10 protein-coding genes are annotated in these 11,475 nt (G+C 51.9%); all 10 read right to left on the reverse strand.

Translation table 11 applies throughout. The features are described 5' to 3' along the window. Window positions 1-230: 230 nt before the first annotated feature. A complete protein-coding gene (gene ftsA, locus HMPREF3139_RS00780; RefSeq protein ID WP_070459535.1) occupies window positions 231-1,478 on the reverse strand; it encodes a cell division protein FtsA in 1,248 nt (415 codons plus the stop codon). 74 nt (window positions 1,479-1,552) lie between these two features. Beyond that, a complete protein-coding gene (locus HMPREF3139_RS00785; protein ID WP_049328386.1) occupies window positions 1,553-2,272 on the reverse strand; it encodes a cell division protein FtsQ/DivIB in 720 nt (239 codons plus the stop codon). Further along, complete coding sequence (locus HMPREF3139_RS00790; protein ID WP_070459538.1) at window positions 2,262-3,176, reverse strand: D-alanine--D-alanine ligase; 915 nt, start codon at window positions 3,174-3,176, stop codon at window positions 2,262-2,264. The genes HMPREF3139_RS00785 and HMPREF3139_RS00790 overlap by 11 nt, the downstream gene beginning before the upstream one ends. A gap of 87 nt (window positions 3,177-3,263) precedes the next feature. Beyond that, a complete protein-coding gene (gene murC, locus HMPREF3139_RS00795) occupies window positions 3,264-4,673 on the reverse strand; it encodes a UDP-N-acetylmuramate--L-alanine ligase (RefSeq protein ID WP_070459541.1) in 1,410 nt (469 codons plus the stop codon). Window positions 4,674-4,839: 166 nt separating this feature from the next. After that, window positions 4,840-5,907 (reverse strand): undecaprenyldiphospho-muramoylpentapeptide beta-N-acetylglucosaminyltransferase, encoded by a 1,068-nt coding sequence (gene murG / locus HMPREF3139_RS00800; RefSeq protein WP_070459546.1) that lies wholly within the window; start codon window positions 5,905-5,907, stop codon window positions 4,840-4,842. A 4-nt stretch (window positions 5,908-5,911) separates the two neighbouring features. Next, window positions 5,912-7,174, reverse strand: coding sequence for an FtsW/RodA/SpoVE family cell cycle protein (locus HMPREF3139_RS00805; RefSeq protein ID WP_070459549.1), 1,263 nt, complete (start codon window positions 7,172-7,174; stop codon window positions 5,912-5,914). Between the two features lie 271 nt (window positions 7,175-7,445). Continuing rightward, window positions 7,446-8,942 (reverse strand): amidase, encoded by a 1,497-nt coding sequence (locus HMPREF3139_RS00810; protein ID WP_070459552.1) that lies wholly within the window; start codon window positions 8,940-8,942, stop codon window positions 7,446-7,448. A gap of 203 nt (window positions 8,943-9,145) precedes the next feature. Then, a complete protein-coding gene (locus HMPREF3139_RS00815) occupies window positions 9,146-9,706 on the reverse strand; it encodes a L,D-transpeptidase family protein (RefSeq protein WP_070459555.1) in 561 nt (186 codons plus the stop codon). 13 nt (window positions 9,707-9,719) lie between these two features. Next, window positions 9,720-11,057 (reverse strand): UDP-N-acetylmuramoyl-L-alanine--D-glutamate ligase, encoded by a 1,338-nt coding sequence (gene murD, locus HMPREF3139_RS00820; RefSeq protein ID WP_070459558.1) that lies wholly within the window; start codon window positions 11,055-11,057, stop codon window positions 9,720-9,722. 86 nt (window positions 11,058-11,143) lie between these two features. Continuing rightward, on the reverse strand, window positions 11,144-11,475 hold a 332-nt coding region (locus tag HMPREF3139_RS10980), incomplete at its 5' end, for a tetratricopeptide repeat protein (protein ID WP_168160491.1).

Genomic DNA, 11,475 nt, shown 5'->3' on the forward strand with positions numbered 1-11,475 from the left:
TTATTAAGGACGGTTCAAAAATAACTCATTATCCGTATTATATAAGAAGTATCCAGATACTGGCAAAAATCTTCTTACCATTCGGCTGTCGGCGTTATATTTTTACTACATTTTTTAACAGAAAATATACAAGTTTTAAATTATTCACTTAGCAATTATTTAAAACCGTTTAATCTCACTTAAATATTCAGGACAAACGGTTGCTACACCGCCTGCCCTGAAAACTTTTATCAGAAATTTTCTTTAACGAATTTCATCAGTCTTGCCCACAGACTGATTTTTTCAGCCTGATCATGAACCACAATGGCACCTGTCACCGGCGCGCCGTCTTCCTCTCCCCTTGCCGCCTGCAAAAGACCGATGGCGGTTGAATAGCGTGGATTGCGGATACGCTCGGATACGCCGCCCATTTCTTGTGGAACACCGATACGCGCCGGCAGGTTGAAGACTTCTTCCGCCAACTCAACAATACCGGTCAACATAGAAGCACCACCGGTCAAAACGATACCTGAAGTCAGCACTTCTTCAGGGAAGCCGGAGCGGCGCAATTCGTTAAGCGTCAATTCCAAAATCTCTTCTACGCGCGGGCCGATGATTTCAGCCAATACACGGCGTGAAATTTGACGTGATTGACGGTCGCCAACGCTAGGAACTTCAATCATTTCATCCAAGCCGTCCATAGTCGGAATGGCAGCACCGTAATGGATTTTGATGTACTCGGCTGCAGTGTGCGGCGTACGCAAGGCTTGTGCCAAGTCTTTGGTAATCAAATCGCCGGCAACGGGAATGACCGCAGTATGGCGGATTGCGCCATTGGTATAAACCGCGATGTCGGTTGTACCGCCACCGATATCAATGACGCACACGCCCAAATCTTTTTCGTCTTCAGTCAAAACGGCGTGACCGCTTGCCAAAGGCTGAAGCATGATTTGATCCATTTGCAGGCCGCAACGTTGGATACATTTTTGGATATTTTGCAAAGCAGTATTCGCACCGGTGATGATGTGTACACGGGTATCCAAACGCACGCCGCTCATGCCGATAGGCTCTTTCACACCGGGTTGGTTGTCGATGATGTACTCTTGAACCACAGTATGCAAGATATTGTGATCAGGCGGAATATTGATGGCTTTGGCCGTTTCGATGGCACGATCGATGTCGGCTTGCGATACTTCGCCATCTTTAATTTTGACCACGCCTTGTGAATTCAGACTGCGGATATGGTTACCGGCAATACCGGTGACGACGTGGGAAATTTTGGTATCTGCCATCAGCTCGGCATCTTCTACCGCCTGACGAATGGCTTGTGCAGTGGCGTCAATGTTGGTCACCATACCTGCACGCAGGCCGCGTGAAGGGCTTTGACCCAAGCCAACAATGTGGATTTCGTTATCTTCCCGAATCTCACCGATTAAGGCGATGACCTTGGACGTACCAATGTCTAAGGCACTGATATATTTATTTTGTTGTTGTTCCATAATTGCTCGTTCGCTATGTTGTCTGACTGACGGTTTGATTATTTTTGAAACAAGATTGCTTCACGTCTAATCGGCTATTCACTGTCGGAAGGGTTTTCAGACGGCCTGTAACGGACTGAAAAACCATCCTTATAACGCATATCGACATACTCGATACGACTTTGTTTTTTACGCAGCAGCGATGGCCAAATCTGGGCAAACTGCTGCAAACGTTTGATTTCGTTTTCACGCCCCAAGCGCACGGTAATGCCGTTATTCAATACAAGCAGCCATGCCGAACGCGGCGTGTAGATCAATTCTTTGATGGTCAGTTTCAACGGGCTCAAAATACCGGAAAAGTCCGCATAATGTTTGACCATGTCTTTGCCTGTCCCCTGCTGCCCTTCAAATATAGGCAGGTCCTGTTTCAGGCTTGCGGCAAACACATTGCCCTTACTGTCCACCAAGCCGCCAGCGCGCCAATGCGCAACCGGCACACGCTCGGTCAGGATAATTTCCACAGTTTCCGGAAAACGGCGGCGTACCATTGCCGAGTCAATCCAAGGCAGCTCCTGAAAAGCGGCCTGCGCCGAATCAATATCGGCGCGGAACATATTACCCCTGATATGCTCTCTTGCAACAGTTTGCAATTCTTTGCTGGAAGCATATTTCAGCTTGCCCTGAATGGCAATCTGTTTCACAGGGAAATATTTGGAATTGTAAAGCCAAGCTATGCCCGAACCTATCAACAGAAAGGTCATCAGCACCAATAGCCGGCGGGTCAGCCGACCCAGTGCGCCTGCATCATCCCACATGAGCGGTCTTCAAAATCTCAATACACAAATCAGCAAAATCTACGCCGGTATGGCCTGCAGATTTTGGCACCAAACTGTGGCTGGTCATACCGGGCAAGGTATTAATTTCCAAGAGATACAGTTTACCGTCCGTATCTTTCAGAAAGTCCACGCGCGAACAGCCGTCCGCACCAATCGCCTGCGCGCCACGCACAGCGAGTTCTCGCATCAGGTTTTCCTCCGCCTCGCTCAAATCTTCCGACGGGCATTGATAAACCGTATCGTCGCGGTTGTATTTGGCTTCGTAGTCGTAAAACTCGGTAGCCGGAATAATATGAATGCTCGGCAGACCTTTGCCGTTCAATACCGGACAAGAATATTCGCCGCCGCCGATAAAGCGTTCGGCAATGATTTCGCCCTGCAAGTGTTTCAATTCTTCGTAAACGCTTTTCAGACGGCCTTTTTCTTTTACTTTTACCACGCCGACGCTACTGCCTTCCGCGGCAGGTTTCACAAACATCGGCAGGCCCAATTTTTCTTCAACGGCATCAAAGTCGCTGTCGTCATGCAATACGGCAAACTCAGGAACAGGCAAGCCCACGGCCTGCCAAATCAGTTTGCAGCGGTATTTGTCCATACCCAGCGCAGAGGCGGCCACACCGCTGCCGGTGTAAGGAATACCCATCAGTTCCAACGCGCCTTGAACCGCGCCATCTTCGCCGAAAGTGCCGTGCAGAATATTGAAGGCCGTCTGAAAACCTTGTGTTTTCAATTCAGACAACGGGGTTTCTTTGGGGTCGAACGCATGGGCATCGACACCTTTGCTTTTCAAGGCAGCCAAAATAGTGGCGCCGCTGTCCAGCGAAACTTCGCGCTCGCTGGAAAAGCCACCCATCAACACGGCCACTTTGCCAAAATTCTGCATAATTTCCACTTTCTTAAATACTGATACAGGCCGTCTGAATATTGTTCAGACGACCTATCTGTCCTCAAAGGCCAATATGCCTGTTTATTATGATTGTTTCGACAATTCCACCAATGCAGACGGAACGCGGTTGATACTGCCGGCACCCATATTCAACACGACATCGCCGTCTTGCAAAACATTCAACAGCATTTGCGGCAGGTCGGCAACGTTTTCACAGTAAATCGGCTCAAGTTTGCCTAATACTCGGATGGCGCGTGCCAGAGCGCGGGAATCGGCTGCGGCAATCGGCTCTTCGCCTGCGGCATAAACTTCGGTCAACACCAGCGCATCGACGGTATTGAGGACTTTGGTGAAATCTTCGAACAAATCACGTGTGCGGGTATAGCGGTGCGGTTGGAAAGCCAAGACCAAGCGTTTTTCAGGGTATGCACCGCGCGCAGCGGAAAGGGTTGCCGCCATCTCGACAGGATGGTGACCATAATCGTCCACCAGCAGCGCAGTTCCGCCGTTTGGCAATTTGATGTCGCCATATTTTTGGAAACGGCGGCCGACACCTTCAAAGCCGAGCAAACCTTTTTGAATGGCTTCAACCGATGCGCCAACTTCCAGCGCAACGCCGATAGCCGCCAACGCATTGAGGACGTTGTGGCGGCCGGGCATATTCAAAACAACTTCAAACGGCTCTTGCTCATGTCCTTTCATTTGAACATGAACGGTAAATTTCATTTGCGCGCCGATGTTTTCAATATCGGTTGCGTAGATATCGGCAGTATCGTCCAAGCCGTAAGTAGCATAAGGCTTGCTCACTTTGGGCAAAATCGCGCGGACGTGTTCGCTGTCGATGCACAAAAACGCTTTGCCGTAAAACGGCATACGGTGGATAAAATCCACAAACGCCTGATGCAGCTTCTCAACACTGTGGCCGTAAGTGTCCATGTGGTCTTCATCGATATTGGTCACAACGGACATAATCGGGGTCAGGTGCAGGAAAGAGGCATCAGATTCGTCGGCTTCGGCAACGATGTATTCGCCTTTACCCAAACGGGCGTTGGTACCTGCTGCGTTGAGCTTTCCGCCGATAACGAAAGTCGGGTCAAGACCTGCCGCGCCGAGAATAGAAGCAGTCAGGCTGGTTGTTGTGGTTTTACCGTGCGTACCGGCAATGGCGATACCATCGCGGAAGCGCATCAGTTCCGCCAACATCAACGCGCGCGGAATCACGGGAATCTGCTGTTCCAACGCGGCAACGACTTCAGGATTGTCTTTTTTAACGGCAGTAGAGGTAACAACCACGTCGGCACCATTGACGTGTTCGGCAGTATGCCCTGGGTAAACTTGGATGCCGAGAGCGCTCAAATGCTCAGTAACGGCATTACGCGCCTGATCCGAACCGGAAACTTTAAAGCCCAAATTGTGTAAAACTTCGGCAATACCGCTCATGCCGACGCCGCCGATTCCGACAAAATGGATGTTGGTCACTCGATTTTTCATCATAACGTTGCGTTCCGGTTGGTTTTTAGTGCGTAAAGGCGTTATTTTAAAGGGCTATCCGCTTCTGCGCTATGCTTTTATTGTAAAGGAATTTTAACAAAAGCAATAAAGGCCGTCTGAAACGCCGTTAATTAACTTTTCAGACGGCCTTGAACAAAGTCTTGCCTGCTTATTCGGCACAAGATATGGCAATTTCCGCCACATCGTCTGCACTGTGCGGCAACGCCAAGGTACGGGCATTTTTCGCCCATTTCAGGCATTTTTCACGGTTTAATCCGCCGAGGATTTCGGCCAGTTTTTCTGCCGTCAGTTGAGTTTGCGGAAGCAGCAAACCAGCTTCGGCTTGCACCATAAAGCGCGCATTAGCTGTTTGATGGTCGTCCACCGCGTGCGGATACGGCACCAGCAATGCACCCAAACCGGCAGCCGTCAGCTCGGCAATCGTCAGCGCGCCGGCACGGCAAATTACCAAATCGGCATCGCGGTAGGCGGATACCATATCGGTAATAAATTCGACGCACTCGGCTTGTACACCCAATGCATCATAATCCGCCTGCAGGTTACCCAATTTATTGCGGCCGGACTGATGATACATTTGCGGACAGGCCGCCTCAGGCAATAATGCCAAAGCTTGCGGAACGGTTTTGTTCAACACATCCGCACCCAAACTGCCACCCACCACCAAAACTTTCAGACGGCCTTGACGGTTTTCAAAGCGTTCTTCGGGAACAGGCAATGCCGCAATATCGGCACGGACAGGGTTACCCACCAATCCGCCTTCATGTTGAAATGCTTTGGGGAAAGCGTACAGGACACGTTTTGCCCAACGCGACAGTTGGCGGTTGGACAAACCGGCTACGGCGTTTTGCTCATGAATCACAATCGGCACACCGGAAATTTTTGCCGCCAAGCCACCGGGGAAAGTAACAAAACCGCCAAAACCGATAACGCACTCGACACGGTGTTTCTTAATAATCTGCTGCGCCGCACGGACGGTTTTATACAGCGTAAATGGCAACATCAGCTTGCGCTTGATTCCGTTGCCGCGTATGCCTTTAATGGCCAGCGTTTCCAAGCGTATGCCGTATTGCGGCACGATACGCTCTTCCATCGAATCCTGACTGCCCAGCCAAATCACATGATGGCCGCGCTTTTGCAGCGACTCGGCAACCGCCAATGCAGGGAAAATATGGCCGCCCGTACCGCCGGCCATCAGCATAAAAGTTTTACCGCTCATGGTTTTACTCCACCGAATAACCGCGCATTTTTTGGCGGTTTTCATAATCAATGCGCAATAACAAAGTAATGCACACCAGCATGATAAAGACAGCCGAACCGCCGTAAGACATAAACGGCAAAGTCAGGCCCTTAGTGGGTAGGATACCGATGTTTACACCGATATTGAAGAAACTCTGAATACCAATCCAAATACCGATACCGTTGGCAATGTACGCGCTGAACATCAAGCCCGAATCACGCGCCTGCTTGCCGATGGAAAACGCGCGCCACACCAGCCAGCCGTAGCAGAACACCAAAACCAGCATCCCGAAAAAGCCGAATTCCTCGCCGATGACGGCAAAAATAAAGTCCGTATGCGCTTCAGGCAGGTAGAAACGTTTTTCCAAACTCGCACCCAAGCCCTCGCCAAACCAGCCGCCGCGCGCAATCGCCATCAAGGAATGGGTCAGCTGATAGCCTTTACCCAAAGGATCGCTCCAAGGGTCCAAAAACGCCGCCACACGCGCCATACGGTAAGGCGCGGCCAAAATCAGCAAGCCCATACCGCTCACAACGGTCGCCACCAATACAGCAAAATACTTCCACGGGAAGCCTGCCAAAAACAGCATACCCATGGTAATCACAACAATCACGACAAACGAGCCAAAGTCCGGCTGACCCATAATCAAAACCAAACCGACCGCCACCAACATAATCGGCAGAATCAAGGTCTTAAACTTACGGAAGCGTTCCTTTACCCTTACCCAAGCTTCACTTTTAAAGGGGCTGCACACCAAATCGCCAATACCGGTAAACAAAGACGACCAACCCAAAGAATCCAAATCGCGCAACATTTCTTCACGGCGCGTAAACAGGCTGGACAAGTACAAGACCGTCGCCAATTTGAAAAATTCAGTCGGTTGCAAGTTGAGCGGCCCGATATGAATCCAGCGCGTCGCGCCATTAATCTCACGGCCGACAAACAAAACCAGCAACAACAGCAAACCTGAAACAGCAAAATAAAACGGAATAATCCGCCGCCAGAAACTCATCTTCAGCAGGAAAAGCGGCAAGCATATAGCCACTGTAAACAGGATAAACATTGCCTGCTTAAACACAAAAGAAAACTGGCTACCCCCTTCCGATGCCGCATACGCAATAGAAGCCGAATAAATCATAATCAGGCTGAAGACCGTCATTAAGACGACCATCCACAAGAGAGAAACATCAAACTTCCGACCATCGCGCGCAATCGGCCGGTCAAGCATTTTGGAAAGACTAATCATGAAAACATCCGTAACGGCTTGAATAAAATATTCAGACGGCCTGCTAATGGGCAAGAGGCCGTCTGAAAAAATGAATTAACGTTATTTTAAAGGTTTATTTCCAAACCAACAATTCAGAATCTTTAAAGATGCCGGATTCCGACGTTCTTTGCGCCCTCCCCTACCCTTTGATACCGGCAAAAGGCCGTCTGAAAACGCTTTTATGTTCTCAGACGGCCTTGTATAAATTTTTTCTTCAGAAAAATAGGCTACTTTTTATCCAATACAAACCCTAAGCCAACTGCGGTATTTCCACCCACGGCTGTATCTGTTCCAACTGCGCTGCAAGGCGGAGCAGCGTGTCTTCGCGTCCGTGAGCGGCGGCAAACTGAGTACCGACGGGCAGCTCGTTATGCCGGTAAAGCGACACGCTCATGGCGGGGTTGCCGCTCATGTTCAGCGGCGACGTATAACCGACGTATTGCAGCGCGGCGGCGGCTTCTTTTTCTAAAAACGGGTTGTTTTTCAACAGAAAACCCAAGCGCAGCGTGCCAAACAGCAGGCGCATGGCTTTTTGTGCGGCGGGCGGCGGCATCATCTCGCCGATTTTCGGCGTGGTGCGCGGGCAGACGGGCGTCATTAACACGTCGTAGCGTGTGAAAAATGCTTTGGCGGCACGTTCCTGCGCCAGCATCACGTCGCGCGCCCATGCCATTTCGCCCGCACTGATTTGCCGACCCTGCACAATCATTGCCCACGTTGTCGGCTCAAGCAGGCGGTGCGGCAGTTTTTGTCCGGTTTCGTATTGATATTGGTAGAACAGTTTTGCCGTTTCGCCCATGACGATGATGCGGGCGGCTCGGTTGAGCTGTTCAGGCGGCGCAAAATCGGGCGTGGCTTCTTCCAATTCGTGTCCCGCGTCTTGTATCAGTTTCAAACTATGGGCGAACGCGGCTTCCGTGCCTTCGTCGTTGCCGCCGCCAAACCATGCCTGTTTCCAAAAAGCTATTTTCAGACGACCTGTTTCTTGTTTCAGGCTGCCTGCAAAACCGTTTTCGGGCGGCGGCGGGCAAGCATACAGGGCGCGGGCTTGGGTTTGGGCGGCGATGTCCAGCAAAACCGCGCTGTCACGCACGCTGCGGGTCAACACATGGTCGCATACCAAGCCTTGCCATGCCTCCGATGCGTTCGGCGCGTAACTGCTGCGACCGCGCGTGGGTTTCAGCCCGAACACGCCGCAGTTGTGCGCGGGTAAGCGGATGGAGCCGCCGCCGTCGCTGCCGTGCGCTGCGGGTACGACGCCCGAAGCCACTGCCGCCGCTGCACCGCCGCTGCTGCCGCCCGCGGTGTAATCCAAATGCCACGGATTGCGCGTGATGCCGTAAATTTCGGTTTCGGTAACAGGATACGCGCCCCATTCGGGCGTGGTGGTTTTGCCGAACACGCGCAGCCCAGCATCGAGATAGGCTTGGGTCAAATCGCTGTTTTGTTTGGCAATGTAATGCTGCATCATGCGCGTACCCGCCCATGTCGGCGCACCTTCCCAATCCGCCAGCAGGTCTTTGAGCAAAAACGGTACGCCCTCCAGCGGCGTATCGGCATTTTCAGACGACCCCTGCCATGCCGCCGCGCGTTCGCGCAAATCATGCGCCAACAGATTGAGCTTGGGATTAACTTCGTCCAAGCGGTTTAAAGCAGCCTGCAACACTTCATCGGCGGACACTTCTTTTTTGCGGATCAGCTCTGCCAAACCGACGGCATCGTAACGGATGTAGTCTTGAAAATTCATGGGTTTTCCTTTCGGATTGATGAACACACGTTTTTTCGGTCAGGCATGGCTGCCCGCCGCCTCGCCGTTTGCCCGCATAGGCAAACTTTAAGAAACAGTAACACGGGTTAAAGGAAAAGAACAAATTTATCGTTGCTGCAAAAAGGTCGTCTGAAACCGCCTTGACGTTTTCAGACGACCTTTGAGGCAATAGCGCACAAGGTTTACGGCAGAATCTCAATTTCCGCATTGTGTTTCACGCTGCGGTAGAGTTCGTCGATTTCCTCGTCCGTTACCGCGATGCAGCCGTTGGTCCAGTCTTTTTGCAGGTGTTTTTTACCGATAAAACCCCAGCCGTTTTTCATGCCGTGGATTTTAATCAGCCCGCCCGGGCTTTTGCCTTGTGCCGCAGCGTAGGCTTTGTCGGCTTCATTGGGATAGGAAACGCCGAGATTTTTATGGTAGCCGCTATTGGGATTACGCTCATTAATGCGGTATTTCCCTTCGGGCGTTTTGCCGTCGCCTTCAAACTGTTTATGCCCGACCGGTTGCTTGCCCAACGAAATGGGATAGGTTTTCAGCAACCTGCCTTGCGAGTACGCCGACATGGTGCGTTTGCTTTTATGTACGACCAATCTGTCGATAACCGCATCTTCAGGCAACGGCGCTTCGCTTGGCATGGCAACGGTTATCGTGGAACGAATCGGCGCGGCAAACCAAAACACCAAAGCAGCGACAGCCGAAAACACGACTGCCGCCAAGCCGATCTTCAAACCCACTTTCATCTTTCAGACGGCCTTACAAAGCTTTGAACGCCTCGATAAACACTTCCGAACGGTGCGCATAGCCTTTGAACATATCGAAGCTCGCACAAGCCGGGCTAAGCAACACGATATCGCCCGCTTCGGCTTGGGCATATGCCGTCTGAACCGCTTCTTCCAAAGTGGCGCAGTCGGTCATATTCAGACCGCAGCCGTCCAAATCGCGGCGGATTTGCGGCGCATCGACGCCGATCAGGAACACGCCTTTTACCTTGCCGGCAAGCGCGTCGCGCAGGGGCGTGAAATCCTGCCCTTTGCCCATGCCCCCCAAAATCACGAAGAGCGGATTTTGCAAACCGGCAATCGCGGCGGCGGTCGCGCCGACGTTCGTGCCTTTGCTGTCGTCGATAAACACCACGCCGTTTTTCTCGCCGATTTTTTCGACGCGGTGCGGCAAGCCTTGGAAGGTTTTAACGTGTTCGAGCAATGCTTCGCGCGGCAAACCGATAGCCTCGCACAAAGCCACGGCAGCCATAACGTTGGCGGCGTTGTGCAAGCCTTGCAACGGAATGTCTTGCGTAGAAATCAAATCTTCATTGCCTTGTTTCAGGCGGCCTGTCTCGCGTTCCAACCAAAAATCGGCTTCGTGTTCCAACGAAAACCATTTCACCTCGCGCCCGGCGCGTTTCATTGCGCGGCAGAACGCATCATCCGCATTCAAAACCTGCACGCCATCGCCACGGAAAATCTTGTCCTTGGTATGCGCATAGTCGAGCAAGTCGTCGTAGCGGTCGAGATGGTCTTCAGAAATGTTCAGCACCGTCGCCGCCATCGGGTGCAGGCTTTCAGTGTTTTCCAGTTGGAAGCTGGAAAGCTCCAACACCCACACGTCCGCCTTTTTGCCTTCACGCTGCAATTCCGCCTCCAAAACCGGCGTGCCGATATTGCCCGCGATAACGGTATCCAGACCACACTTGATGCAGAGATAGCCGACCAGGCTCGTTACCGTGGTTTTACCGTTGCTGCCGGTAATCGCAATCACCTTGTCGCCACGGCGGTTCACAATGTCCGCCAACAATTCGATATCGCCCAACACACGTCCACCGTTTTGCTTGAACGCCTCAATATCCGGCTGCCGCTCGCTGATGCCGGGGCTGAGCGCCAGAATATCGAAACCGTTGTCCAGCGCATCTTTCAAACGACCCGTGTAAAACACCAGCCCGTCAAACATCTTACCGATTTGCGACACGCGCTCCGGTTTCAGCTCCGCATCATACGCGGCAACCTCCGCGCCGTTTTTACGCAGGTAGGCAATCATGGAAATACCCGTGCCGCCAAGTCCGGCGACGAGGATTTTTTTGTTTTGAAAAGTCATTTTGGTTTTGTCCTAAAACAAATCATATTGTGCAGGGGGGATGTCCGCTCCTGCTCAAGCCGCTTTCAGACGGCATCGCGAGCTGTTCAATAACCCGCCTTCAGGCGTTGGTAAATGTCGCAGCCGTCTTGGTCTCCGTTTTGACAAGCCTTACCAAACCATTCTTGAGCGAGCGCAAGGTCTTGGCGCACGCCGCGTCCTTCGGCATACATCACACCCAAATTGAATTGGGCACCAGCATGCCCTTGTTCTGCAGCCCTACGACACCACTGCACCGCCTGTGTATAGTCTTGACGGACTCCTTGCCCGTTGGCATACATCAGACCCAAATTAACTTGGGCATCGGCATTCCCTTGTTCTGCAGCCCTACGATACCACTGCACTGCCTGTGCATAGTCTTGACGGACGCCTTGCCCTT

This window comes from Neisseria sp. HMSC15G01, from assembly GCF_001808255.1.
Taxonomy (GTDB): domain Bacteria; phylum Pseudomonadota; class Gammaproteobacteria; order Burkholderiales; family Neisseriaceae; genus Neisseria; species Neisseria subflava_A.

Bases quoted from the DNA above. Each gene is read 5' to 3' on its own strand.
- ftsA (WP_070459535.1), bottom strand. From the start codon at position 1,478: ATGGAACAACAACAAAATAAATATATCAGTGCCTTAGACATTGGTACG.
- HMPREF3139_RS00785 (WP_049328386.1), bottom strand. From the start codon at position 2,272: ATGTGGGATGATGCAGGCGCACTGGGTCGGCTGACCCGCCGGCTATTG.
- HMPREF3139_RS00790 (WP_070459538.1), bottom strand. From the start codon at position 3,176: ATGCAGAATTTTGGCAAAGTGGCCGTGTTGATGGGTGGCTTTTCCAGC.
- murC (WP_070459541.1), bottom strand. From the start codon at position 4,673: ATGATGAAAAATCGAGTGACCAACATCCATTTTGTCGGAATCGGCGGC.
- murG (WP_070459546.1), bottom strand. From the start codon at position 5,907: ATGAGCGGTAAAACTTTTATGCTGATGGCCGGCGGTACGGGCGGCCAT.
- HMPREF3139_RS00805 (WP_070459549.1), bottom strand. From the start codon at position 7,174: ATGATTAGTCTTTCCAAAATGCTTGACCGGCCGATTGCGCGCGATGGT.
- HMPREF3139_RS00810 (WP_070459552.1), bottom strand. From the start codon at position 8,942: ATGAATTTTCAAGACTACATCCGTTACGATGCCGTCGGTTTGGCAGAG.
- HMPREF3139_RS00815 (WP_070459555.1), bottom strand. From the start codon at position 9,706: ATGAAAGTGGGTTTGAAGATCGGCTTGGCGGCAGTCGTGTTTTCGGCT.
- murD (WP_070459558.1), bottom strand. From the start codon at position 11,057: ATGACTTTTCAAAACAAAAAAATCCTCGTCGCCGGACTTGGCGGCACG.